The organism is Anaerococcus sp. mt242, from assembly GCF_016798225.1.
Lineage (GTDB): Bacteria > Bacillota > Clostridia > Tissierellales > Peptoniphilaceae > Anaerococcus.
This window is the reverse complement of record NZ_JAEUYX010000003.1, coordinates 82,247-107,998: the sequence shown is the minus strand read 5'-3', so window position 1 is coordinate 107,998 and position 25,752 is coordinate 82,247. Positions and strand designations below refer to the sequence as shown.

Here is a 25,752-nt window from a genome sequence, read left to right as displayed (position 1 = left end):
GGGCATATCCGCTACTTCTGCTGCTTCATCTCCATCATTGCATCAACGAACTGTTCCGGTAAGTCAGCATGAATATCGTGACTTGATTCATAACCAGATTTAAGCGTACTGTTTTTGATTAAAGTATGAACTTCTTCTGCATCTTTTTCGTCCATGGCAGATAGTAATATTCCTTTTTCATCATAATAGCTCGGCGCAGTTTCCTTTGAAGGCGCAACATGAAGAATGATCGTCGGGCATTCTATTTCGCTCAACATCTTTTTCTGGTCAACTCCATCAAACCAGGAAAAATCGTAAAAAGTCTCCCCAAATCTTAAATCATAGTTTCCTGTTCCGTCCTGCATATTACGCGTTAAGAATATAATTCCATTCAGACCGATTTCAGGAGGATAATACCAAACAATTGGCATTTTCCCACTATTTTCCCTAATTCTCTCGGAAAAAGGATTTTTGACTATAAAGTCCCAATTATTTTTTCCATCTTTATTGAAAAGTGATTTCATATAAGTATTATCAAGATAATATCTCGTATAATTCTTCTCCACTTTTTGCGAAAGAAAATCATGGATCGTCTTAAACTCAAGATAAGAAAAAGTATGTTCGGCTCTACCTGGCTCAGTAGAGAAGAAAGGTCCATCTTCAAGGAGAAGTCCCTTCACCTGTTCTTTGTCTTTTGATGCTATGGCCGCAGATATTAAAGCTCCGGAAGAATGCCCCGAAAGAAATGTTTTATCACGGATTACATCTCTCATAAAATCAATCAAATCATCACGAATGGAAATAAGCTGATACTTGTCTGGATTTTTAGATGATTTTCCATGTCCGTAACAGTCTACTGCAAAGATGTGAAAATGATTTGAGAGTTCCGGTAAAACTTTTGTATAATCTTCTTTTGATACCATCTGACCGTGAATTAGTAAAAGCGGCTCCCCATTATCAGGTCCTTCTAAGTATGCTATTTCACTACCATCAGCTGTCTTGTACACTTTTTCTGTAAATCCTAATTGCTTCCCCTTTTTCTTCATAAACCGATCGTTTCCATAATCAAAGTAAAGCGTTCGATATGCAAAGCCTACTAAAATCACAACTATCACTATCAAAACAACTATAATGATTTTTAATCGTTTCATACGTTTCATAGTATTTCCCCCTTAATTGCCTGTAGCATCTCAGTCATTTTATCACCGCTTATCAATGCTATTCCCTGATTTTGATCACCCAGCAGGAGGATTGTGTCACCACTTTCGATATGGAACAATTTCCTTGCCTCTTTTGGAATTACAATCTGCCCTTTAGTGCCAACTTTTGCAGTCCATGCATAAAACCCTTGTTCGTTTTTCTCAGTTTTATTCTCATATTCCAAGTTTGTTTGACTCTGCTTGCTTTTTTTCATATCTTTATCTCCTTAACAATCAGTATTCTTTGTTATACATTTCATACTAATTATATCATGTGTTATTGTCTTTTCAAGTAAAAATTATGTAAATATCAACTCGACAATGTTGTAGCAGTTTCATATGCTTTCTATTTTTAAAGCATTTTTACAAAAAAATCACCCCGTCATTGCCTGACGAGGTGACCTATCCTGATATATTATTTTTATCCACCGCTTTCTATCTCAAGACTTGATTTGAATTCCACAGCCTGTTTCTCATCATAAACTGTAATGTTTTCACTAAGCCTTCTAACCAGAGATTCAGTGTATTCGGTAATCTTCCTGACCTGTTTGTTGAGAAATACACCATTGACAACAGTTTTGTTGTCTCAAAATGTCAAAAAAACAATTCCGTAGTTACTTGCCTTGCCTTGGATTTCCAGTAGTCAGGGCTGTTTTAAACGATCTGAAAATGGGATTACGATGATGCATCTTTTCTTGGCAACACCATCAAAACCCCTTTATTTCAAGGCTTTTCTATGCCGTTTAGTCCTTCAATCTTGACATCAATACTACACTCTCTACATGTAATACATATGCTTTTTTCTGAAACTTGTTTACTTCATATTTTGTTGATATTTCATTATTTTGCTGTCAATTCTATCTACTTCACCATTGATTTTGATTAGGCTATTTTGAAGACCCCAAATCAATATTTCTTATTATTCATTCAAATGAAGCTCTCCCCAACACAAATAAAATAAATCATCTTCTTGAAGCGATAAATAAACCTTAAAAATTGTATTTACCATTTTTTTATTTTCGATAACTTCAAATTTATAACTACCATCTTTTAAATCAGAGTCTTCTCTTATTTTATCCATAACATAGTATAAAGCTAGATTAACATCACAGGAATTATTGTTCTTTTTTAAATATTCCATAGTCAATTCTTTTACTTTATCAGAATAATTTTCAATAAAAAATTTTTCAAAATCCTTATAAGATTTTTGAAATCTCCAAGATATAATCTCATTCATACCTATTGAAAAACTAGATAAGTTAAGACGAGTAGTGAGAATATCATAGTCTGTATTCCAATCAGTAAGAATTTTTCTTCTATATTTAATCACCTCTAAAAGTTCTTCTTTATCGTTTTTTTTAATACAGTAATTTATTTTATCTATAATTTCAAATTCTCTGAAAAGATATTCCATGTAATCATATTCTAAATAAAATGAACAGTTTCCATAATAATCAAGCCAATTTTTCGGATAAATAACAGGATAAAGCATACCATTTTCTATTCTTGATATTTGGTTATCTACTGATTCTAAAATTTTAGACAATACTGCTGCAGATTTTTTTGCTAATATATAACTATCCCTACCTTCTTTATTTATTGTGTAAAAAACCGCAAAGAAAGATATAAACGTCGCGCCCATAATTCCCAAAAAATTTATTTGCTTATTCGTAAAATTTTCAGCAAAAATAATCAGCATAACTAGTCCTACTACAATTAATGCAAATATACTCATTACACCTCGAAATGGAAATGGTTTATTATTTCTTATAATATTAAAATTGTGACTTGACATGACTGATTCTAAATTTTCAACATCATCGATTTTTAATTTGTTTTTTTTATTCAACATATAACTCCTATCTTTTATTTAAAATAAGAAAAAACTTTTTTCTTTAAATAGCAATTTTTATTATTATAATTTTTTTGTAGATCAATCAATTTTTCGAACTATATTTTCTACTCTTTCTATTATTTTCCTCATCAAGATTACTCCTACTTGATTTTTCTTCTTGAACTTTATTAAATACTTCCTCGGTAATAATTGCTTCGTGATTATCTTTTAGAAGATAATAATTTTCTTTATTTACTGAATCTAATAGTTTTACAGAACCTGTATACTTTTCATTTTCTAACATAGTTTCAATACTTCTTTTTGGCCATTTGTTTTTCCCTGTTGCAGATTTAATCTTTTCTTTTTCAAATTCTTTGACAATGCCTATGACACTTTTCCCATCTAAGTACCAATTAAATATTTTCTTGACTATTTTTGCTTGTTGAAAATTTATAATCAGCTCTCCATTTTCATCATGATCATAGCCATAGCACTTTCGATTATAAAGTTTTGATGTGCCTTGTGCAGCTCTTTGTTTTAGACCCCATTTTATATTTCACTTCGCTGTTCATTTTCTGATTGTGCTAATGATTCCATAATGGATATGATCATATCTGTATCATCTTCTTGGCTATCTAGGTTTTCTTGTTCAAAGATAATTCTTGCACTGGCTTGCTTTATTACTTTTAACGCTTCTAAAGCATCTACTGTATCTCTACCAAATCTACTGACGCTCTTTGTAACGATTATATTAATATCTTATTTCTTTATGTCTTCAACCATTCTTGAGAATCCTTTCCTACTTGATTTAGTTTTTTCTGATGCAATATCAATATAAATATCTACAAGTTTCCAATTGTAATAATGATATACAAGCCTAGTTAAAGCAGATATTTGGGCAACTAAACTATTTAACTGTTCTTTATCTGTCGTGCTGACTCGTGCATAGATTCCTACTCGTTGAATTTGGAATTGTTTTTTAGATAATATCAGATTTGTTTTTTTATTCATATTGAACTCCTTAATTCAACCTAATTACTATTATATAATTTTTATTACATGATAAGTAGTCTGATATTATTTATCCTGTTCACTCTCCCTATAAATATCTATCCTGTCTACATACCTTTTCGATTTTTTCTATTGATGTGTTCCCACAAGGTGTTTTCCAAATAGAAAAATGACTTTTAGGATTTCTTTAGAAATCTTAAAAGCCATTGATTTAAACAGTCTTATAGCCTATTATCTTATTTTCTTGACATCAATACCACAGTCTCCACATGCATGGTCTGAGGGAACATGTCTACTGCTTTTATTTTTTCTAATTTATATCCCCTGTCTATAAATCTTTTTATATCACGGGCTAAGGTCTGAGGATTACAGGATATATAAACTATTTTTTCTATATCTGCATTTGCTATTGTCTTTACTACTTCTTTATCTAGGCCGGCTCTTGGTGGGTCTACTGTTATTGCGTCTATTTTTTCTTTGTTTATGAAATTATTATCTATAAATTTTGCATTTTTTGCTATAAATTTATAGTCACGAAGTCCATTTCTTTTTGCATTTTCTTTGGCATCTTCTATTGCATTTTTATTTATTTCTACACCTACTATGTTATCGTCATTTATTGACATGGAGCTTGTTGCTGATCCGCAATAGAGGTCTAGGAGTTTTTGATTTTCTCCTAAAAATTCTCTGGCCACACCATATAACTTTTCTATCTGGTAGTCATTTACCTGGTAAAAATCATTGGCACTTATTTTAAATTCTTTTTGACCAATTTTATAATCTAGGTATCCTTCTCCACTGATAATAATTAAATCTCTAGCTACTAATAAGTTGATATTATAAATGCTATTTGAATATCTTTCTTTTATGTATGCAATAGCTTTATTATTAAAGTTTCCTTGCAGGTTTAATAAAATATTTTTTTCGCTTGCTCTAATGGAAATTTCTTCTATAATACCTGTAAATTTTTGATTGATCTCTCTGGTTATTTTTGCAATATCAACTAAATTTTCAGCTATTTTTTCATTTGCAATTAGACAATCATCTATTTTTACCATTTTTTTAGAATAAGTCTCTAGATAATTTAATCCACCATCTTTATCTACTTGCAATCTAATTTTATTTCTATAGCTAAATTCTGGGCTTTCAATTACTTCAATGTCTTCTAAATTAATGCCAGTGGATTTTTTTATTGCATTTTTTATAAGATTCTGTTTTAAGTCTATTTGTGTTTTATAATTAATATCCATTATAGAACAACCTCCACATTCATAAAAATATGGACATGGAGGTTTTCTTTGATAATCACTTTTTAATTTTGTTTGTGATTTTCTTGCTTCTAAGAAATTTTTCTTTTCTGCAAGGATTTCGGCATCTAGAGTTTCGCCATAAACAGCATTTTCTACAAATACTGTTTTGCCTTCTGTGCGGGCTACACCTCTGCCATCTTGTAGGATATCAATTATCTTAATATTTTTTATAATCATTAGATAACTTTTGCTTCCCCTTTATAAATTACACCACCGATTGGATCTACTGTTATTGTATCGCCATCTTTTACTAGATTTCTAATATTAAATGCTCCAACTACTGCTGGAAGTCCAAAGTGAACTGCTGCTATTGCTGTATGACTTGTTAGTCCACCTTCTTCTGTGACAATAGCTTTTGATTTTTGAATGTATTCTGTAATATCAGCATCTGTAAATTTGGCTACAATAATGTCGCCTTCTTCAAATTTTTCTTCGAGTTCTTTTTTTGTTGAAGCAAGACATACTTTACCTGAAACAGATTTTGTTCCTATGCCTGTACCACTTGTAATGATATCACCTATGATATGAACTTTGATTAAATTTGAGTTTCCAGAAATACCTAGTGGTATACCTGCTGTTACTACTGTAAGGTCTCCTTCTGATACAAATCCATTATCAATTGCTCCAAATATTGCGCGATCGATAAGTTCATCTGTTTCTCCTGCTTCTTGGATTACTATTGGATATACTCCCCAAACTACTGATAATTGACGAGCTACTCTTTCTGTGGTAGTCGCTGCTATAGAATTTGTTTGTGGTTTGAATTTTGAAATTATTCTTGAAGTATTACCACTTGATGTACAAGAAATGATAGCTTTTGCATCTAGTTGTTTTGCTAATTGACAAGTATTTTTCGCAATAGCATTTGTTGTTGTATTAGATGAAGTAATATCTGTTTCGTAAATATTTTCTCTAAAGTCATCAGATAATTCTGTTGTAATACAAATATCTCTCATAGTACGAACTGCTTCAACTGGATATTTACCACCGGCAGTTTCTCCTGAAAGCATTACACAGTCGGTTCCATCAATAATGGCATTAGCAACGTCTGTAGTTTCTGCTCTGGTTGGTCTTGGATTTCTGATCATAGAATCTAGCATTTGGGTTGCTGTTATAACTGGTTTTGCAGCTAGATTTGTTTTTCTAATCATTTCTTTTTGAACAATTGGGATTAGCTCTGTTCTGATTTCTATACCTAAGTCACCACGAGCAATCATGATACCATCACTTGCATCTATGATTTCATCAAGGTTATCTACACCTTCTTGGCTTTCGATTTTAGAGAAGATTTTGATATGTTCTCCACCGTGGTCTTCTAGCACACGTCTAATATCATATACGTCTTCTTTTTTACGAACGAATGATGCTGCTATAAAGTCTATATCATTTTCAATACCAAATTTGATATCATCAATATCTTTTGGTGTTAATGACGGTAGATTTGTTTGACGACCTGGCAAGTTTACACCCTTATGGTCAGAAAGCACACCATTATTGATTGCCCTACATATTACATCTGTACCATCTTTTATTTCTATAACTTCAAGTTGTACTAAACCATCATCGATATAAATATATGATCCCCTTTCAACATCATTTGGAAGGCCTTCGTATGATACTGAAACTATATCTTGTGTTCCCTCTACATCACGAGTTGTAAGTGTAAATATATCATCTGGTTTTAGGAATATTTCATCTACAGTAAAGTTACCAGTTCTAATTTCTGGTCCCTTTGTATCAAGCATAATTGCAATTGGTTCATTTAATTTTCTTCTAATTTTTTTGATTGTTTTTATTTTTTCAAGGTGTTCTTCATGAGTTCCGTGTGAGAAGTTTAATCTAGCAACGTTCATTCCATTTTTGATTAGTTCTTCTAATATTTCTGGAGATTCAGATGCTGGTCCAATTGTACAAACTATTTTGGTCTTTTTAAGTATATCAGGTACTTGATTCATTTATAACTTCCTTTCTACTTTGATAAGTTATTTGCTAATTCGTATAAATGTTCATCAAATTGGGATTTTGTGTTTACAGCTTCATCAATGCTAACTTCAATAAGTTTTCCATTTACATATCCAATCGCAAGATTAGTTTTTTCTTCTGAAAGCAGTTCTACAGCGTGTGCCCCCATAGTAGATCCTAAAAGTCTATCTACAACTGATGGAGAACCACCCCTTTGAACATGGCCCAGAATTGTTACTTTTGTCTCAATTCCTGTTTTTTCTTCTAACTCTTTTGCAATAGAGTATGGATCGCCGACACCTTCTGCAAGGGTAATAAGATGGTGAAGTTTTCCTCTTTTTCTACCATGCTCCATTTTTTCTACTATATCTTCAATAGAAAACTCATGTTCTGGCACAATTATTGACTCTGCACCACCAGCAAGACCTGAGTAAAGACCTAAGTCTCCACAGTGTCTACCCATAACTTCAATAACAACAGCGCGTCCGTGTGAGCTAGATGTATCTCTTAGTTTACCGATAGCATCACTTACTGTCTCCATTGCTGTAAAAAATCCAATTGTAAAATCAGTATAACCCATATCATTATCGATAGTTCCAGGTATACCAATTGTTTTTATACCTAAATCTGAAAGAGCCTTTGCCCCCTTAAATGATCCATCTCCACCAATAACGATTAGCCCTTCAATACCATAATCAGATAAAATTTGAGCTCCTCTTTTTTTGCCTTCTTCGTTTGTAAATTCTGTGGACCTTGCAGTACCAAGGATGGTACCACCCTTGTGGATAATATCAGCAACTGATGATACATTCATTTCATAAATGTCACCTTTCATCAAGCCATCATATCCATTTCTGATACCCTTTATTCTCATCCCATTATTTAAAGCTGTTCTCACTGCCGCTCTTATGGTTGAGTTCATACCAGGTGCATCGCCACCGCTTGTTAAAATACCTATAGTATTCATATAAACTCCTTAATTTAACTTAACATTTTCTTTTCCTAAAAATTGTTCTAATCTACTAATATTTTGGTCATTGGCATCAACCCACAACCTTTGATCAAGCTTAAAAGACTTGTTGCGATCTTCAAAATATACTACAACAGGTGTTTTACCACTGTACTCCTTTAATACTTCTCGTAGATTATTATACTCATTATACCTTGTTTTTAAGTATAATGTTCTAAAATCTAAACTTTCTATGTCAATAAATTCTTGACTTAGAAGTTTTATATCTTCATCATCCACTTGTAATTTACCCTTAACAAGCACAACATTATCATCTTCTATTAAATTTCTATATTTTTTGTAAGTTTCTGGAAATATTACCATTTCTATCGAACCATGCAAGTCTTCAATATTTGCAAAGGCCATTAGACTTCTTTTCTTTGTCATTATTTCTGACTTGCCAGTAATTATACCAGCCATAGTTACAAATTGATTATCAAGTCTTGCTATTTCAGGATCAGTCATCTGATCTTTATAGTTTGTCCTAAATGTAATGGTATTTTTTAGTTTATCATTGGCTTCGCTGAGGGGGTGATCAGAAATATAAAATCCTAGTACATCCTTTTCTAAGGATAGTTTTACTTTTTTGGGATATTCGCTTACATCAGGAAATGTCATATCTTCTGTTGAATTTTTATTTGTTTCCCCAGTCATGTCTAGCAAATTCATTTGACCTTTTACATTTACTTTTTGACCCTCGTGGACGTTTGTCATGGCTTTTTCATAAACAGCCATTAGTTTTGACCTAGCATATCCCAAAGAATCAAAAACACCAGCCTTTATTAGCGATTCTAATCCCTTTTTGTTTAAGGCTCTACTATCAACAGCTTCAACTCTTTCTAAGAAGTCTTTAAAATTTAAAAACTTTCCATCTTTTTGCCTAGCATCTATGATGGCATTTATAAAGTTAATTCCTAAATTTTTAATTCCTGAAAGACCAAAAATAATCTTGCCATCTTTAGCAAAAAATTTCTGGTATGACAAATTAACATCTGGAGCGATTACATCTATTCCCATAGATTTTGCTTCACTAACATATAAGTAAAGTTTTGATGCACTGTCCATAACTGATGAAATAAGATTGGCCATGTATTCTTCAGGGAAATAGTGTTTTAAATATGCAGTTTGTACTGCCACCAAGGAATAAGCGGCAGAGTGAGATTTATTAAAGGCATATTTTGCAAAGGAAATCATCTCATCATAGATTTTATTTGCCGCCTTTTCACTTACTCCATTACGGATACAACCTGGTATTATAACTTCTCCGTTTTCATCCACTTTCCCATTTACAAAAATATCCCTGTTCGCCTCCATAACATCCATTTTTTTCTTACTCATGGCACGTCTTAAATTGTCAGCTTCTCCAAGAGAAAAACCTCCTAGCTTTTGAACAATTTGCATTACCTGCTCTTGGTAAACTATAATTCCATAAGTAACTCCCAAAATAGGCTTTAGTTTTTCATCTAAAAATGATACATCCTCTGGATTATTTTTGTTGTGGATGTAGGTTGGGATCTCATCCATTGGCCCTGGTCTAAATAATGAGTTTGCTGCAACCAAGTCATCAAATACGGTTGGCTTTAAATTTTTTAGGAAATTTCTCATCCCTGGAGATTCAAATTGGAAAAGACCTATTGTTTTTGCCTTGTTAAATTGGTCAATAATATTGGGGTCATTTTCATCAATATTTTCAATATCAACATCTATGCCGTGATTTTCTTTGACATCTTTTATGGTATCTTTTATGACAGTAAGATTTCGAAGGCCCAAAAAATCCATTTTTAAAAGGCCCAGTTCTTCAATTTCTGTCATATTAAACTGAGTAACAACTTGGTCATTGGATAAGGCAAGTGGAACAATATCTGTCAAAATTTCCTTACTCATCACCACACCTGCAGCATGAATTGAAGTGTGTCTAGGTAAGGCTTCTACTTTTCTTGCTGTATCTATTAATCTTTTATTCTCCGCATCACTTTCATAAGCCTCTTTAAATTTATCCGATTCTTTCAAGGCACGGTCCAGTGTCATATTTATAACTGCAGGTACTAATTTTGCAATTTTATCAACTTTTCCATAGGAAATATCTAAAACACGTCCAACATCACGTATGGCATTTCTAGCTTGCATCCTACCAAAGGTCACAATTTGCGATACATGATCTCGACCATATAGTTCGTTTACATATTCTACAACTTCATCACGCCTTACATAATCAAAATCAATATCGATATCAGGCATAGATACCCTTTCAGGATTTAAAAATCTTTCGAAAATCAAATCGTATTTTAAGGGATCAATTTGTGTAATATCTAGGGCATAAGAAACCAAAGATCCAGCAGCGGAACCACGGCCTGGGCCAACTGCTATATCATTTTCTTTTGCAAAACGCACAAAATCCCAAACAATAAGGAAATAATCAATGTAGCCCATATTATTGATTACATTTATTTCCTTAAGGGCACGAGCTCTTATCTCCTCATCCACATTTTCATATTTTCTGTCCAGTCCCTCATCAACTAATTGAGTTAGATAGTCTAAGTTTGTCATATTATCCGGTAATTTTGAAAAATACGGCAAGTGTGGATGATGAAACTCTATTTCAACATTGCACATTTCTGCAATTTTATTTGTATTTTCTAAGGCACGCTCATAATCTTTAAAGATAGCATACATTTCATCAGGAGATTTTAAATAAAACTCATCACATGGCATCTTCATCCTGTCTTCATCTTTTAATAGCGCCCCTGTTTGTATACATAAAAGAACATCTTGATAAAAACTATCTTCCCTGTTTATGTAGTGAACATCATTTGTGGCAATAAGTTCTATATCCAAATCATTATGCATTTTTACCAAAATTTCATTGACTCTTCTTTGCTCAGGAAGTCCATGGTTTTGTAACTCTAAGTAATAATTTTCCCTACCAAAAACTTCTGCATATTTTTTTGCTGTTTCATATGCAGCATCTATATCATTTTCTAAAATTCTTTGATTTACTTCTCCACTTAGGCAAGCACTTAAGGCTATGATATCTTCTGAATATTTTTCAATAAAATCTAGGTCAACTCTAGGTTTGTAATAATATCCATTTACATATCCTTCAGAAACTATTTTTAAAAGATTTTGGTAGCCATTATTATTTTTTGCAAGCAAAATAAGATGGTAATAGCGCTTATTTGTAGGATCTTTTATTAAATGGTCTTTTTCAGTTACATAGACCTCGCAACCTATAATTGGTTTTATCCCAGCTGCTGTAGCTTTTTTGTAAAATTCAATTACTCCATACATTTGTCCATGATCAGTAATAGCTAGAGAATCCATGCCAAAGGACTTGGCTTTTTCAATTAATTCATCGATTCTAGAAAAGCCATCCAGCAAAGAATATTCAGTATGCAAGTGTAAGTGAGTAAATTTATTTTCCATTATATGTCTCCAAATAAAAAGATTTGCTTATCACAAATCTTCAGCCAATTTTATAAATTTTTGTAACCTATAGTTTACTTTTGATTTGCTCATAGGTGGATTAACCATAGACCCTAGTTCCTCTATGGATGCATAGGGATTTTCGAGTCTTAAGTTACCAATTTCAATCATATCATTAGATAGTTTTTGAAATTCATTTTGTTTTATCAAATAATTTATTGCATCAACCTGTTTTAACGATGCATTTACAGTCCTATCAATATTGGCCTTGTCAAAATTTGTTTGTCTATTGATATCATTTCGAATAGATCTCATGGCTCTGACATTTTCTAGTTCAAACAATGACTTGTTGGCTTCAATAATTGCCAAAAAATCAGAAATTTTATCGCTATCTTTTAGATATACTACAAAACTATCTTTTTTTACATTTACTTTTGGATTTAGTGAAAATATTTCCATTGATTTTTTTATTAAATCAGCCCCAGATTCTTCATTTGAGCCTATTTCAAGATTATATCCCCTTTGTGGGTCATTTACTGATCCTTTAAAAACAAAAGCTGTTTTTAAAAAAGCTTTTATTTCGTCAAAGGACACATCTTCTAAATCTATCGAATTGTTTATAAAAAACTTGCTACTTTTATCAATTATATCTTCAGATATTTCACTTTCTTCAATAATAACTGTAAATAATCTCTCATCATTGGCCAAATCTTTTATCTCAAATGTTGAAGAATAGTTGTAAGCAGCCTTTATTATATTGTAAATGTATCTAGCTTCAGTGTTTGAATAAGTTTTAAAAACTATCTTGTAGCCGCCATTAGAAATCCTTATCGACCCAATAAAATCTACAACACACATTAGTTCTGCCAATGGATTAATTGGGTCCTTTTTTAAGACTTCTTTTTTACATCTTTTTGAAAAAGACATAGTATCACCTAGTTAATTAATTTATTTTTTACCTTATCAATTGTATCTTGGTCAACTTTTGCATAGAGCAAATATTCTTCAAAGCTTTTATATTTGCGTTCTATATACTCATAAGCTTCTTTCATTGCATATGGGTTGGTAATTCTAAATACAGAATATGGTTCTTCTTCGTCATATCTTTCAATATATCCAAGATATGCTGAAGAGATTTCATAATCTGCTATTATATCAGCACGCCCCACATTCGCAAGACCCATCAGTATCATAGATACGATTCCTGTGCGGTCCTTGCCTTCTTGACAATGAAAAAGTGTTGCTCCCTTAGTATTTGCAAAAACTTCCATTATTTCTTTAATTTTTGTAAAATTATCTATTAAATTTCTATAAGTCGATCCAATAGACACTTCTCTATTTATTATCTGTTCTATTTCTTCTTTTCGAAACTCATCATTTGGTGCAAGGGAAATATTATAGAAATTAAAATTATTAGCAATTTTTTTGTGACTTTCGCTTTCAAATGGGATTTCTCTTTCACGCCTTAGATCAATAATTGATTCAACCCCATATTCTTTTAATATATTTATTTCTTCAATGCTAATGTCATCTAGATTTGCAGTTCTTAAAAAGTTTTTCCATTGAGTTACCTTACCATCTACGGTTGGCACCCCTCCTATTTCTCTTGCATTTTTTATATTTTCAAAAGGTAATCTTTTATAATACTGCATTTCACCACTTTTCCTTATCTCTATGTTTTTTTACAACTATGTAATCTTCGTTTTTAAGTCTTTTATACATTCTTTCTGCCATATAAACTGAACGATGTTTGCCACCTGTACAACCAAAGGCTATCGTAACTGTATTTTTGCCTTGATTTTTAAATTCTGGGATTAGATAATTAATCATTTTATAAACATCATCGGCAAAATCATCTATAATTTCAAACTCATCTAAGTATTTTTTAAGCTTTTTATCTGTCCCATTTAATGGTTTTAATTCTTGTATGTAGAATGGATTTGGGAGAAATCTCATATCAAATACATAATCAAAATCCTCGCTAATCCCATTTTTGTAACCAAATGATAGGACATTTACTATCATGGAATCTTTTTTTTCCAAAGAATCTTCTATAACTTTTTTTAGTTCCTTGGCTGTATAATTACTGGTATCTATAAATCTATCAGATATTTTTCTTATATCTTCTAGAAATATTTTTTCTTTTTCTATTCCATCAGAAACATTCCCAAATTCTCCCAATGGATGTGGGCGACGTAGTTCATTGTACCTTTTTAAAATTATGCTATCATTGCAATATACATATATTATTTCAGTGTCAGCATTTTTCTCTTTTAAAGATTTAAAGGACTCATACATATTACTATCAAGATTGTGGGACCTAAAATCAATTACAACAGCCATTTTATCAATTGGTTTTTCTTGGGTTTCGTTAAGTTCTATAAACTTCTCTATTAAATATGCTGGAGAGTTGTCCATAGCATAGTAACCCATATCTTCATACGCCCTCAAAGTTGTAGTCTTTCCAGAACCACTTAAACCAGTAATTATTTTAAGTTTCATTTATAATTCTCCGATTAATTTAACCTCGCGTTCTAAAGTAAATCCTGTTTTGTCATAGACAATTTTTGCAACTTCATCGATAAATTCTAACATTTCGGCACAAGTTGCATTACCCGCATTAATTATAAATCCACAGTGTTTTTCACTTACCTGGCAATTACCAATTCTATATCCTCTTAGACCGCATTCATCAATTAATTTTGATGCATAAGAGCCTTCAGGTCTTTTGAATGTGGATCCAGCGGATTTTTTATCAAGAGGCTGTTTGGTTTCACGTCGATTTGTATAATCTTCATATTTGTTGAGTGCTTCATTTAAGGTATCTGGCATAAGTTCAAATACTGCTGATGATACTATTAAGTCTTGTTCAAAAATTTTTGAATGTCTATATGAAAAATTCATTTCTTCATTTGTAAAGTTGTACTCATTACCAGCAAAATCAAAGGCTTTTACACTAATACAAACATCTTTTATTTCTCTCCCATAGGCACCAGCATTCATAGCTACTGCACCACCAACTGTTCCTGGTATGCCAGAAATTTCTTCCATGCCTGTAAGATGATTTGCAATAGAAGTTGTAGCAGCTTTGTTTAATGATGTACCAGCTAGAACTGTAATTCTAGTTCCATCTATTGTTATGTCATCATAATTATCTGATAAAACTAAAACGCATCCTCGGATACCCTTATCTGTAATAAGTAGGTTTGATCCTAGTCCTATAACTGTGGTTGGAATTTTGTTTTCATTGTTAAATTTTAATAAATTTTTTAATTCTTCTTCATTACTTGGTTTGATAAGCACATCTGACGGTCCGCCTATACCCCAAGTTGTGTAATCTTTTAAGGGTTCGTCAAAAAGTATTTCTCCAAATCTCTTTCCCTCATAAATAGATTTGTAATCCATATATCCTCCTAGATTTAATAAATTAAATCAAAGTTTTCTATTATTTTATTATACTCTAATTTGTTTTCTTTGTTTATGATAAAAAAATTTGTAATTTGGCCGAAGGTTTGGTAAAATAATAAAGATTAATTGTAAAAAGCTAGGAGGTGTTTATATGGCAAAAACATGCGAAGTTTGTGGTAAAGGTACAAAAGCAGGTAAAACTGTTACTTTCTCACACAAAATCAACAACAGAACTTTTAAACCAAATGTGCATAGAGTAAGAGCTATAGTAGATGGATCTCCAAAATCAATCAACGTATGTACTAAATGTTTAAAATCTGGAAGAGTACAAAAAGCATAATCGAGTGCTTTTTTTATTTTGAATTCAAAATAAAACCACTAGGAAATTTCCTAGTGGTCTTTTTTTGCCTAGTTTGAGCCATCTCTGTTCCAGAATCTTTGTTTTGCTAAATTTTCAATAAATTTATCAATATCTTTGCTATCTTCTGTAACCATTACCCCGTCTGCTTTTTCTTGCTCGCTAGTTAGGATATCGCTAGCATCACCAATTACCCAAATTGGTTTGTAGTGTTTAAATGTTTCATCAACAAATTCACCAACATTTTTGCTAAATTCATGGCTTGGTTTTTCTGGTACAACTACGATTAGCGCATCTTCTAGAACTGGGTGAATTGTTTCGTATCTATGTTTTACCATAGAGCCATCTTTTGTATCTTGAAGGTCGCCTTGTATGATTTCTGCTTTTGCTTTATTTTCTTTAATCGCATTTACAAGAGCTTTGAAATCAAAGTCATCGTCGTTGTCAGAGTAGATGCCTACTTTTAGAGTATCTGCTTTAAAGGTTGTATTTTCTTGTGAAAATTCTGTCATTTTTACTTCTTGGGCTTCTTTGCTTGCTTTTATTCCTGCTGGATCAAATCCTCTTTCCGCATTTGGTTTATCTGCTCCAACATTATTTGCAATTTCTTCTGTTAATTTTTCATCTACATTTGCAAACATGTCTACAACATTTTGTCTAATCTCTGGTCTTCTTACCTTAGAAAGTTCGAATGAAAAAGCATCTTTTATGTGTTTTTGTTCTACCTCACTAAGTGATTTATAAAATGCAGTAGCTTGGCTGAAGTGATCTCTAAAGCTATCATCACGATCTTTTATAACTACACCATCAATTTTTTCTTGATAATGTTCGTATCCACCATTTTCTGCTGATTCATAATAAGGTGATTGGTCATCAATAGCTGATTTATGGTAGGAAACAGGTCCTTTGTTAATCATATGTTGGTGCCAACCGTCTCTTTGGTTGTTGTGAACTTCAGAAATCGGTCTATTGATAGGAATTTGTGCAAAGTTTGGTCCACCAAGTCTTAGTAATTGTGTATCTGTGTATGAGAAAAGTCTTCCTTGTAATAGTGGGTCATTGGTAAAATCAATTCCTGGTATTACATTTCCTGGGTTAAAGGCAACTTGTTCTGTTTCTGCAAAGAAGTTGTCTACATTTCTATTTAATGTAATTTCACCAATTTTAATTTTTTCGATTTGGTCTTCTGGCCAAACTTTTGTTGGATCAAGAATATCAAATGGGAAGTCGAATTCTTTTTCTTCTGGCAATAATTGTACGCAGAAGTCCCAAACAGGATAGTTTCCTTCATCGATTGCATCGTATAAATCTTTTCTTTGACTATCTGGATCGTTACCAGAAACTTTTAAGGTTTCATCCCATACTCTTGAATGTACACCTAGTTGTGGGTTCCATTGGAATCTTACAAATGTTCCTTTTCCCTCTTCATTTACAAATCTAAATGTATGAACAGCAAATCCATCCATCATTCTAAGGCTTAAAGGAATTGCTCTGTCACTCATTGCCCACATTGTCATGTGTGCTGATTCTTGGTTGCGGCTTACAAAATCCCAGAAAGTATCGTGAGCTGATTGTGCTTGTGGTACTTCTGTATCTGGTTCTGGTTTTACTGCGTGTACGAAATCAGGGAATTTGATTGCATCTTGGATAAAGAATACTGGGATATTATTACCTACTATATCGTAGTTTCCTTCTTCAGTGTAGAATTTTAGAGCAAATCCACGCACATCACGAGGTGTATCTGTTGATCCTCTAAAACCTGCTACTGTAGAAATTCTAGTAAATAATGGAGTTTCTTTTCCCTCCTCTGTAAAAATAGATGCTTTTGTATATTCACTCATATCTTTTGTACATTTAAATACACCGTGAGCACCTACACCACGAGCGTGAACGATTCTTTCAGGAATTCTTTCATGGTCAAAGTGCATTATCTTTTCTCTTAAATGGAAGTCTTCAATAAGAGTTGGGCCACGTCTGTCAGCTTTTAATGAAAATTCATCTTCAGCCATTTTAAGGCCTTTGTTTGTAGTAAATGCTTGATTTTTATTATCAATTTTATTTTTTTCTAAGTCTTTTTGCTTAGCATTATCTGCAACTTGCTCTACTTTATCTATATCTGGAGGAGTTAGGGGAGCTTTTTTAAAATCATGCTCGTTTTTATTGTCTTGTTTTTTTGCCATTGTTATCTCCTTTAAATTATTTTAACATTACGTCTGTATATACATACCCTCAAATAAAAAAAAGCCACTTTTAAAGTGACTTTTCTTTAAATATTTCATAGTATTTATTTATTTGTTCTTTTATATCTTTGCCAAATACATCAGATCCTGATACAATCTCATCTGCACCCGCATCAATAACTTTTTCTACATTTGTTGTTTTTATTCCACCATCTACTTGAATTTTAACATCCAGATTATTTTCATCAATATAAGCTCTTAGAATTTTGATTTTTTCAACAGAATCTTCCATAAATTTTTGTCCGCCAAAACCAGGCTCAACACTCATTACTAAAACTAAATCAATTTTATCAAGATATGGGATTATTAAATTAATGTCAGTTGCTGGCTTAAATGTAAGTCCTACTTCCATTCCGCTTTCTTTAATTTCTTTTATTGTTTGATCAAGATTTTCGCAAGCTTCGTAATGAATTGTAAGTCTATCTACTCCTGAGTTTTTAAATTCTTCAATGTACTTTATTGGTTCAACAATCATAGCATGAGTATCAAAAAAATAATCATTTTTATCTCTAATATCTTTTATAACCTTAAAACCAAAAGATATATTTGGTACAAAAATCCCATCCATTACGTCGATGTGGATCATTTTTAAATCTGTACCCTTTGTTTGGTCCAAATCTCTTTGTAAATTTGAAAAGTCACAAGATAAAATTGATGGGGCTAGTTCTACCATTTGTTTTCTCTCCTATCTTTTAATTCATTAAATATCATTAGATAATTTTCATATCTTGATTTTGCTATTTCTCCATTGGCTAGTTTTTCCTTTACTTCACAATCTGGCTCATTTATGTGGTTGCAGTTTTTAAATCTACAATTCGTATCAGCCATTTCTCTAAAAGTATATTTTAAATTATTTTCATCTTCTAGAAAATCAAAGTCAAAGCTATCAAAACCCGGAGTATCAAAAATGTAAGTATTATTTTCTATAGTAAATATTTCTGTATGGCGGGTAGTATTTTTTCCTCTTTTTAATTTTTCTGAAATCTCACCAATTTCTAAATTATTTTCAACAAGATTATTTAAGAAAGTTGATTTTCCAACTCCTGATGCTCCTGAGACTGCAGAAGTTTTTTCCTTTAAGATTTCTTTTATTTCTTCTTCTGGGAAATCATTGTAATTATCCAAAGTAAGGATAGTATAACTAATTTTTTGATAAATATCGGTTAAATTATTAATTTTTTCACTAGTTGCCAAGTCTTTTTTCGATAATACTATAACCACATTGATATTTTCGTATTCACACATGGATAAGTATTTATCTAGATTATATAAATTAAGTGGTGGGTCAGTAATAGTAATAAATACCAGCATTTGATCTACATTTGCAATATTTGGTCTTTTTATGGTGTTTCTTCTTTCCAAAATTTCTGTAATGTAGGCATTATTTTCATCTTGGATATCAATAACTACATTATCTCCCACTAAGGGCTTGATACCTTTTTTGCGGAAATTGCCACGTGCCTTTGCCATGTATATATTATCACCGGTTTCTACATAATATAATTCTTTTTGAGCTTTGATTATCTTGCCATTCATTACTCTACTTTATACACTCCTAAGGTTTCATCATCTACTATTACTTCAAGACTTGCTCCATACCTTGCTTTTACATTTAATATTAATCTACCATCACTATTTAAATCTGCACTTGTCATAGTTTGATTTATGATAGCTTGATTTCTTTGTCCATCTACTATATCAAACACCATTACCTTGAATTGATCTTTTTGTTCTGGTAGGTTTACTCTTAGAACAACATTTCTAAGACCATTTGTATCAGTGTTTTGATCTTGATTTTGATCAGGAGTTTCTTCTTCTGTATCTTCTTCAGCTCCTAGGCTAACCACTAAATCTATATTTGAATTATTTGCAACTTGAGTACCATTTGCAATAGACTGACTAATTACAAAACCTTTTTCTACACTTGAGCTATTTTGATATTTTACATCACGTAAGTTTAAACCGTATTGATTTATAACAGCTTTTGCATCTTGCTCACTTTTACCAATAAGATTAGGTACTTCTACTGTATTTACTCTCTGATCTGGACCGGTACTTACTACAACATCTACTTCGCTACCTGCTTGTAGTTTTGAATATGATCTTGGTGTTTGACTTAAGATTAAGTCTTTTTCTACATTGTCACTAGATTGTGGATTTGTTCTACCTAGCCTTAGTCCAACCTCTTTTAATGTTTCATCTGCTTGAGATAATGTCATATTTCTTAAATCTGGTACCTCTACCTCACGGCCACCACTTATAACAAGATTTACAGTTGTACCTCGATCTACCTTTGTATTTTGCTCTGGGTCTTGACTCATGACTTTACCAATCTCATACTCATCACTTTCTTCAGTTCTAGATATATTTGCTTTAAGACCTCTTCTTTCAAGCTCATTTACTGCTTGCTCTTGATCAAGATTTAATAGCATAGGGACTTCAATAGTTTCCTTACTATTTGCCCTACCACTTAGAAAATAAACTGCAGACACTAAAACTAAAGCAAGTAATAACAATGGCCAAATTTTTTTGTCAGGCTTTTTGTGTTTGCTTTTTACTTTTTTATCAGAGTTTGAAACATAGACTGCTTCTTCTTTTTCTTCTTCCTCTTTACGTTCCATCTGAGCTTGATCGTTATAAACTTTTTGATATGAACGTTCTTGAGGAACTACGATTGGTATTCTTGCAGTATCTGTTAAATCCTCTTCCTCCTGTATAAAATTTTGATCTTCTAAGGCATCTATTAACTCTTTTGCATTTAAGAATCTATTAGCAGGATCTTTATCCAAAAGTTTCATGATAATGTAATTTAAATGATCAGAAAGATCTGGATTTAGATTTTTAGCGGGTTCTGGTTCATCTTGAATATGCATAACAGCAATTCCTACTGAATTATCAGCATCAAAAGGAACTTTTCCTGTAGCCATTTCATACATTACAGCACCTAAGGAGTATAAATCAGATTTTTCATCCACAATTTTTCCCTTTGCTTGTTCTGGCGAAATATAATGAACTGTTCCTAATATGGAACTTGTATATGTGATAGTTGCATTTGATGAAACCCTTGCAATCCCAAAATCAGTTACTTTTAACAATCCATAATTATCTATCAAAATATTTTGTGGTTTGATATCTCTATGGATAATCCCTGCCTGGTGAGCTGTTTTTAAAGCTTGAGCAATTTGTACTGAATAATCTATTATATCAGGATTTGAAAGTCTTCCTTCTTTTACAATCAAGTCTTTTAAGGTCTGCCCATTTACATATTCCATTACTATATAATAGATGCGCTCTCCCTTATAAAGGTCTTCACCTATATCAAATACATTTACAATATTTATATGAGAAAGTTTGGCAGCTGATTGTGCCTCATTATTAAATTTTTTAAGAAATTCGATATCTTCAGCGTATTGGTCTTTGAGTATTTTGATAGCTACAAATCTATCTAGGAGTTTATCTTTGGCCTTATAAACCTTTGCCATACCTCCTACGCCGATCTGTTCGATAATCTCGTACCTATCGTCCAAAATTATTTTTTCCATAATACCCTCTTAAATCTTAACGGTTGTTACTGTTATATTGTCTCTACCACCTGATTGATTGGCAGCTTCAACAAGCTTATTTGAAATGTCGTAAACATCTGAATTTTCACTAATAATTTTTTTTATATCATCAGTACTTACTTCATTTGTTAAGCCATCTGTTACTATTAAAATCACATCACTATCTTCCATATCGATAGTTTTGCTATCAATATTTACATCAGCAGCTATACCCACAGCTCTGGTTATTGCACTTTTATTGATAAAGTTTTCAGCTTCATCTTCTTTTAAAGCTCCACTTTCAATAAGTTCATTTACTAATGAATGATCCCTTGTAAGCTGGGTAATCTCACCTTTGCGATATAAATATAATCTAGAATCCCCGATATGACTTATGTGATATAGGTTTTCATTATAATCTAAGCACAGACAAACTACAGTAGTTCCTATTTTCTCTTGTTTTTCGCATGCAATGTCAAATACTTTTTCATTTGCATATCTTATTGCACTTTCTTGAAAATCTGTGATTGAATCAAAGTTCTTTAGGTTTTTACTTTCTATAAATTCTGTAAAGCTTTTGCTAGCCATAGAACTAGCCAACTCTCCATCACTGTGGCCACCCATGCCATCTGCTACTATAAAAAAATCATAATTATCAATTGAAACATTGCTATAAAAATCTTCATTGGTTTCTCTAAGTTTACCAATGTTAGATATAGAAGAAAATTTCATTACTACCTCGCATAATTATTTCTTAGCTGACCACAGCTAGCATCTATGTCTTGACCCATGGAATATCTGATTGTAGCATTTAATCCTTTGCTTATAAGTTTATCCTTAAAATCATGTATAACTTTTTTGCTAGTTTTTCCATGCTTAAATTCTTCAATTGGATTTAATGGTATTAAATTGATGTGTATGTTTTTTCCACGCATAAGTTTTGTTAGATTCTCAATATCAGTGTCCCTATTATTTACACCATCTATTACAACATATTCAAATGACACACGTCTTTTAGTTTTATCAAGATAATAATCAGTTGCCTTTAAAAGTCCATTTATATTGTATTTTCTTGCAACAGGCATATATTCTTTTCTTTGTTCATCTGTAGCATAATGTAAGCTTACGGCAAGATTTACATCAAGACCTGTATCAGCGAGCTCATAGATCTTAGGTGTTAGTCCAGATGTTGAAAGTGTGATTGATCTATGGGAAAGATTTCTACCCTTCTCGTCTGTGATAATTTCTATGAATTTTGTTATATTTTTAAAATTATCTAAGGGCTCACCTATTCCCATGATTACAATATTATTTATATCGCCATTTAGCCTTTCAAGTTCATAAACTTCATCAATTATTTCTGATGAGCTAAGATGTCTTACAAGACCATTTTTAGTTGACGCACAAAAAGTACAGCCCATTCTGCATCCTACTTGAGATGATATGCAAATAGTCTTGCGATCATCATATTCCATAAAAACTGCTTCTATAATATTGCCATCATTTAGTTCAAAAAGATATTTTTTTGTAGAATCTATTTTTGATTCGTAAGTTTCTAATAATTTTACCTTTTGAATCTCAAAATCATTAGATAGTTTCTCTCTCATATCTAAAGGCAAGTCTGTCATTTGGTCAAAATCATTAATTTTATTAACATGTATTTGACGATAGACTTGCTTTGCCCTAAATTTTTGAAAACCAAGCTTTGTAAAAATATCTTCTATTTCTTTAATTGTCTTATCATTTATAGTTTGTTTCATATTAAATCTTCTTAAATTTACTTATAAAAAATCCATCAGTTTTGTCGATGTAATTTACATATTCTATGTAATCTTTGCCATCAATTGACATGATTTCCAAATTATCGTCAGATGATAAATATAAAAAATTTTCCTTATTTTCAATATCACCTATGGTACAAGTTGAGTAAACCAGAACTCCGTCTTTTTTCAAATATTTTATAGCATTTTTTAAAATTTCTTTTTGTAATTCTGCCAATATTTTTATATCATCCCTGCTTCTATTATAGCGTATTTCTGGCTTTCTTCCCATAACACCCAGTCCTGAGCAAGGTGCATCAATAAGGACATAATCAAATTGATCCTCATATTCTTTTTTTAAAATACTAGCATCAAAGCTAGTTAATTTTATATTTTCTAGGCCCAATCTATCAATATTTTCTTTTATCAAAGGTAATTTATCTTCTGATATATCATTTGCAATTATTTCTCCATTATTTTTAACATACTCTCCTATATAGGAAGTTTTTGTGCCTGGAGCAGCACACAAATCTAAGATTTTAGAATTTTCTTTAGGATCTAGGATTTCTATAGTTTTCATAGATCCTTCTTGTTGGATGGTAAAAAATCCATTTTTAAACTCATCAGTATTTACTAGTCCAGATGGATTTAAAATTTTAAGAGCATTTACTGATAGATTTCCATTTTCTACCTTATAACCTTTATCTTCTAGAGATTTTTTTAGGGTATCCTTATCAGTTTTTAAATTATTTACCCTGATAGATATTGTTTGCTCGCTATTAATATACCTTAAGAAATTTTTGGTATATTCCATACCATAATTATTAAATATATAGCGGGTTAATTCCTCCGGTAGTGAATACCTAATGGAAAGGGATTTTATATCATCGCTTTCTTTAATCTTTGCAATTTTTTCTTCATCTCTTATAAAATTTCTTAAAATTGCATTTACAAAACCAGCTGATCTTTTGTTTTTTTGCTTTGTTAAGTCTACTAGCTGATTTACAATTGCATAATCTTTTGTATTTAAAAAATGGATATTGTATATACCAATTTCTAAAATAATTAACACTGAAGGGTGGATTTTTTTAAGTCTTATTGTAGAAAGTTTTCTGATCATGTAGTCAAGATAAATTTTATTTTCTAAGACTCCATAGACATTTTTGGTCACAAATCCTAAATTATTTGCAGTATCTGCAATCTTATTTATTTCATCATTTGATTTTGCTTCTTTATTTATAACCCTATCAAGAATTTCAAAGCTTAATTCTAAATCAGTCATCAAGGATAATTCCTTTTTTAAATTCATTCCCCATCAGAAAAGCCTTTGTTTCCATAGCTTTTTTACCAGGAAATTGCAATTTATTTATTTTTATTGCCCCATCTCCAGTACCTATGATGATATTATTTTTGCTATCAGCCTTATAAATATATCCTGGTTTAGAATCATAATTTTCTAAAATCTCAGCTTCTAGTACTTTTACATTTTCTCCCTCATAAACAAAATAAGCTTTTGGAAAATCAATTAGAGCCCTAATTTGATTATAAATCTCAAAACTAGATTTCTCCCAATCTATTTTTCCCATTTCTTTGCTAATTTTAGAGGTAAATGTTGCTTTATCATCGTCTTGCTTTGTACGATTTTGGTAAACTATATCAAAGTTTAAAAGTGTATCACATATAGCTTGTGAACCTAAGTCGGACATTTTTTCTTCTAGACTGTAGTAATCATCTTTTAAATCAACATCAACAATATTTTGCATTAAAATATCACCACTATCCATACCTTTTTCTATAAGCATGGTAGTAGGTGCGGTTTTTGTATCCCCATTCAATAATGTAAATTGCATTGGGGCTGCTCCCCTATATTTTGGAAGTATGGATGGATGTAGATTTATAATTCGGTCTTTAAATTCTTTTAATAGTAAATCACCGATTAGCTGACCAAAGGCAACAACAACTATGAAATCAATTCCAAGATCTTTTAGTTGATTTACAAATTCTTCTGTATTTACAGAATCTGGAGTATCTACTGGTATATCATTATCCAAAGCATATTGCTTTATAGGTGTTGGTGTTACTTTATTTCTAGATCTTTTCTTATCTTTTGATGAAACAACTAATTTTACATCAATATTTTCTTCCTTATAAAGAACATCCAAAGTCTGCACCGCAAACTTTGGATTGCCCATAAAACATATATTAAGCATTTTCGACATCATAATTTATCTCATCTATATATTTATCTCTGAAAAGTACTCCGTTTAGGTGGTCGATTTCGTGAGATAAAATTACTGCTGGGAAACCATGAGCATCCCAGATTTGTTCTTTACCATTTTCATCTAAATATTTAACTTTAACGTGCTCTGGTCTTTTTACAGTTGCGTTAAAATTTGGTATAGAAAGACAACCTTCTACACCTACTTGTTCTCCATCAGCTTCGATAATTTCTGGATTGATTAGTTTTACAAGTCCAGTTTCTTCATCGCGTGGATCTACTACTATAATACGTTTTAAAATACCAACTTGAGGGGCTGCAAGACCAACTCCATCAGCATGGTACATTGTTTGGCCCATATCTTCTAATAAAATTTTAATTCTGTCTGTTATCTCTGGGACTTCCCTACATACCTTTCTAAGTATAGGATCGCCTTCAATTCTTATATTTCTAATAGCCATAAGTCCTCCTATTTACTCATATTTTACTTTTTGCCAAG

Annotated in this window: 22 protein-coding genes and 1 pseudogene; 1 reads left to right on the top strand and 22 read right to left on the bottom strand. The window is 31.7% G+C overall.

Annotated features, from left to right (window positions below):
• Positions 1-11: 11 nt before the first annotated feature.
• From JNO63_RS02605 to murB, 13 genes and pseudogenes are all read right to left on the bottom strand, one after another.
• Complete coding sequence (locus tag JNO63_RS02605) at positions 12-1,139, bottom strand: alpha/beta fold hydrolase (RefSeq protein WP_203126930.1); 1,128 nt, start codon at positions 1,137-1,139, stop codon at positions 12-14.
• Entirely contained in the window at positions 1,136-1,393 is a 258-nt protein-coding gene (locus JNO63_RS02600) for an AbrB/MazE/SpoVT family DNA-binding domain-containing protein (protein ID WP_203126929.1), read from the bottom strand. The genes JNO63_RS02605 and JNO63_RS02600 overlap by 4 nt, the downstream gene beginning before the upstream one ends.
• A gap of 704 nt (positions 1,394-2,097) precedes the next feature.
• Positions 2,098-3,030, bottom strand: coding sequence for a hypothetical protein (locus JNO63_RS02595; RefSeq protein ID WP_203126928.1), 933 nt, complete (start codon positions 3,028-3,030; stop codon positions 2,098-2,100).
• A gap of 85 nt (positions 3,031-3,115) precedes the next feature.
• On the bottom strand, positions 3,116-3,394 hold the full coding sequence (locus tag JNO63_RS08630; RefSeq protein WP_295884762.1) for a recombinase family protein: 279 nt from the start codon (positions 3,392-3,394) through the stop codon (positions 3,116-3,118).
• 167 nt (positions 3,395-3,561) lie between these two features.
• A pseudogene (locus JNO63_RS08625) lies at positions 3,562-4,023 on the bottom strand (recombinase family protein).
• 236 nt (positions 4,024-4,259) lie between these two features.
• Positions 4,260-5,510 (bottom strand): 23S rRNA (uracil(1939)-C(5))-methyltransferase RlmD, encoded by a 1,251-nt coding sequence (gene rlmD / locus JNO63_RS02585; protein WP_203126927.1) that lies wholly within the window; start codon positions 5,508-5,510, stop codon positions 4,260-4,262.
• Complete coding sequence (gene pyk, locus JNO63_RS02580; RefSeq protein WP_203126926.1) at positions 5,510-7,288, bottom strand: pyruvate kinase; 1,779 nt, start codon at positions 7,286-7,288, stop codon at positions 5,510-5,512. The genes rlmD and pyk overlap by 1 nt, the downstream gene beginning before the upstream one ends.
• A gap of 14 nt (positions 7,289-7,302) precedes the next feature.
• Positions 7,303-8,262 (bottom strand): 6-phosphofructokinase, encoded by a 960-nt coding sequence (gene pfkA / locus JNO63_RS02575; protein ID WP_203126925.1) that lies wholly within the window; start codon positions 8,260-8,262, stop codon positions 7,303-7,305.
• Positions 8,263-8,271: 9 nt separating this feature from the next.
• Positions 8,272-11,727, bottom strand: a complete 3,456-nt coding sequence (locus JNO63_RS02570) for a DNA polymerase III subunit alpha (RefSeq protein WP_203126924.1) — start codon at positions 11,725-11,727, stop codon at positions 8,272-8,274.
• A 30-nt stretch (positions 11,728-11,757) separates the two neighbouring features.
• Complete coding sequence (whiA, locus tag JNO63_RS02565) at positions 11,758-12,654, bottom strand: DNA-binding protein WhiA (RefSeq protein WP_203126923.1); 897 nt, start codon at positions 12,652-12,654, stop codon at positions 11,758-11,760.
• 8 nt (positions 12,655-12,662) lie between these two features.
• Positions 12,663-13,379: a tyrosine-protein phosphatase gene (locus JNO63_RS02560; protein WP_203126922.1), complete on the bottom strand. Its 717-nt coding sequence runs from the start codon at positions 13,377-13,379 to the stop codon at positions 12,663-12,665.
• 1 nt (position 13,380) lies between these two features.
• A complete protein-coding gene (rapZ, locus tag JNO63_RS02555) occupies positions 13,381-14,229 on the bottom strand; it encodes an RNase adapter RapZ (RefSeq protein WP_203126921.1) in 849 nt (282 codons plus the stop codon).
• Positions 14,230-15,132, bottom strand: a complete 903-nt coding sequence (gene murB, locus JNO63_RS02550; RefSeq protein ID WP_203126920.1) for a UDP-N-acetylmuramate dehydrogenase — start codon at positions 15,130-15,132, stop codon at positions 14,230-14,232.
• Positions 15,133-15,286: 154 nt separating this feature from the next.
• Between murB and rpmB the strand changes: the two genes are divergently transcribed.
• Complete coding sequence (gene rpmB / locus JNO63_RS02545; RefSeq protein ID WP_203126919.1) at positions 15,287-15,475, top strand: 50S ribosomal protein L28; 189 nt, start codon at positions 15,287-15,289, stop codon at positions 15,473-15,475.
• A 68-nt stretch (positions 15,476-15,543) separates the two neighbouring features.
• Here the strand turns inward: rpmB and JNO63_RS02540 are convergent, their stop codons facing one another.
• From JNO63_RS02540 to def, 9 genes are all read right to left on the bottom strand, one after another.
• Positions 15,544-17,673, bottom strand: a complete 2,130-nt coding sequence (locus tag JNO63_RS02540; RefSeq protein WP_203126918.1) for a catalase — start codon at positions 17,671-17,673, stop codon at positions 15,544-15,546.
• A 70-nt stretch (positions 17,674-17,743) separates the two neighbouring features.
• Positions 17,744-18,406 (bottom strand): ribulose-phosphate 3-epimerase, encoded by a 663-nt coding sequence (rpe, locus tag JNO63_RS02535; RefSeq protein WP_203126917.1) that lies wholly within the window; start codon positions 18,404-18,406, stop codon positions 17,744-17,746.
• Positions 18,400-19,269, bottom strand: a complete 870-nt coding sequence (gene rsgA, locus JNO63_RS02530) for a ribosome small subunit-dependent GTPase A (RefSeq protein WP_203126916.1) — start codon at positions 19,267-19,269, stop codon at positions 18,400-18,402. Before rsgA ends, rpe begins: the two co-directional genes overlap by 7 nt.
• Positions 19,269-21,275: a Stk1 family PASTA domain-containing Ser/Thr kinase gene (gene pknB / locus JNO63_RS02525; protein WP_203126915.1), complete on the bottom strand. Its 2,007-nt coding sequence runs from the start codon at positions 21,273-21,275 to the stop codon at positions 19,269-19,271. The genes rsgA and pknB overlap by 1 nt, the downstream gene beginning before the upstream one ends.
• Before the next feature lie 9 nt (positions 21,276-21,284).
• Positions 21,285-22,007, bottom strand: coding sequence for a Stp1/IreP family PP2C-type Ser/Thr phosphatase (locus JNO63_RS02520; RefSeq protein ID WP_203126914.1), 723 nt, complete (start codon positions 22,005-22,007; stop codon positions 21,285-21,287).
• Positions 22,008-22,009: 2 nt separating this feature from the next.
• On the bottom strand, positions 22,010-23,035 hold the full coding sequence (rlmN, locus tag JNO63_RS02515; RefSeq protein WP_203126913.1) for a 23S rRNA (adenine(2503)-C(2))-methyltransferase RlmN: 1,026 nt from the start codon (positions 23,033-23,035) through the stop codon (positions 22,010-22,012).
• Between the two features lies 1 nt (position 23,036).
• Positions 23,037-24,317, bottom strand: coding sequence for a 16S rRNA (cytosine(967)-C(5))-methyltransferase RsmB (gene rsmB, locus JNO63_RS02510; protein WP_203126912.1), 1,281 nt, complete (start codon positions 24,315-24,317; stop codon positions 23,037-23,039).
• Positions 24,310-25,254: a methionyl-tRNA formyltransferase gene (gene fmt, locus JNO63_RS02505; protein WP_238390462.1), complete on the bottom strand. Its 945-nt coding sequence runs from the start codon at positions 25,252-25,254 to the stop codon at positions 24,310-24,312. The genes rsmB and fmt overlap by 8 nt, the downstream gene beginning before the upstream one ends.
• Positions 25,238-25,714, bottom strand: coding sequence for a peptide deformylase (gene def / locus JNO63_RS02500; protein ID WP_203126911.1), 477 nt, complete (start codon positions 25,712-25,714; stop codon positions 25,238-25,240). Before def ends, fmt begins: the two co-directional genes overlap by 17 nt.
• Positions 25,715-25,752: the final 38 nt, after the last annotated feature.

What these genes read in the sequence shown, in the direction of transcription:
- JNO63_RS02605 (WP_203126930.1), bottom strand. Translation starts at nt 1,139, where the DNA reads ATGAAACGTATGAAACGATTAAAAATCATTATAGTTGTTTTGATAGTG.
- JNO63_RS02600 (WP_203126929.1), bottom strand. Translation starts at nt 1,393, where the DNA reads ATGAAAAAAAGCAAGCAGAGTCAAACAAACTTGGAATATGAGAATAAA.
- JNO63_RS02595 (WP_203126928.1), bottom strand. Translation starts at nt 3,030, where the DNA reads ATGTTGAATAAAAAAAACAAATTAAAAATCGATGATGTTGAAAATTTA.
- rlmD (WP_203126927.1), bottom strand. Translation starts at nt 5,510, where the DNA reads ATGATTATAAAAAATATTAAGATAATTGATATCCTACAAGATGGCAGA.
- pyk (WP_203126926.1), bottom strand. Translation starts at nt 7,288, where the DNA reads ATGAATCAAGTACCTGATATACTTAAAAAGACCAAAATAGTTTGTACA.
- pfkA (WP_203126925.1), bottom strand. Translation starts at nt 8,262, where the DNA reads ATGAATACTATAGGTATTTTAACAAGCGGTGGCGATGCACCTGGTATG.
- JNO63_RS02570 (WP_203126924.1), bottom strand. Translation starts at nt 11,727, where the DNA reads ATGGAAAATAAATTTACTCACTTACACTTGCATACTGAATATTCTTTG.
- whiA (WP_203126923.1), bottom strand. Translation starts at nt 12,654, where the DNA reads ATGTCTTTTTCAAAAAGATGTAAAAAAGAAGTCTTAAAAAAGGACCCA.
- JNO63_RS02560 (WP_203126922.1), bottom strand. Translation starts at nt 13,379, where the DNA reads ATGCAGTATTATAAAAGATTACCTTTTGAAAATATAAAAAATGCAAGA.
- rapZ (WP_203126921.1), bottom strand. Translation starts at nt 14,229, where the DNA reads ATGAAACTTAAAATAATTACTGGTTTAAGTGGTTCTGGAAAGACTACA.
- murB (WP_203126920.1), bottom strand. Translation starts at nt 15,132, where the DNA reads ATGGATTACAAATCTATTTATGAGGGAAAGAGATTTGGAGAAATACTT.
- rpmB (WP_203126919.1), top strand. Translation starts at nt 15,287, where the DNA reads ATGGCAAAAACATGCGAAGTTTGTGGTAAAGGTACAAAAGCAGGTAAA.
- JNO63_RS02540 (WP_203126918.1), bottom strand. Translation starts at nt 17,673, where the DNA reads ATGGCAAAAAAACAAGACAATAAAAACGAGCATGATTTTAAAAAAGCT.
- rpe (WP_203126917.1), bottom strand. Translation starts at nt 18,406, where the DNA reads ATGGTAGAACTAGCCCCATCAATTTTATCTTGTGACTTTTCAAATTTA.
- rsgA (WP_203126916.1), bottom strand. Translation starts at nt 19,269, where the DNA reads ATGAATGGCAAGATAATCAAAGCTCAAAAAGAATTATATTATGTAGAA.
- pknB (WP_203126915.1), bottom strand. Translation starts at nt 21,275, where the DNA reads ATGGAAAAAATAATTTTGGACGATAGGTACGAGATTATCGAACAGATC.
- JNO63_RS02520 (WP_203126914.1), bottom strand. Translation starts at nt 22,007, where the DNA reads ATGAAATTTTCTTCTATATCTAACATTGGTAAACTTAGAGAAACCAAT.
- rlmN (WP_203126913.1), bottom strand. Translation starts at nt 23,035, where the DNA reads ATGAAACAAACTATAAATGATAAGACAATTAAAGAAATAGAAGATATT.
- rsmB (WP_203126912.1), bottom strand. Translation starts at nt 24,317, where the DNA reads ATGACTGATTTAGAATTAAGCTTTGAAATTCTTGATAGGGTTATAAAT.
- fmt (WP_238390462.1), bottom strand. Translation starts at nt 25,254, where the DNA reads ATGTCGAAAATGCTTAATATATGTTTTATGGGCAATCCAAAGTTTGCG.
- def (WP_203126911.1), bottom strand. Translation starts at nt 25,714, where the DNA reads ATGGCTATTAGAAATATAAGAATTGAAGGCGATCCTATACTTAGAAAG.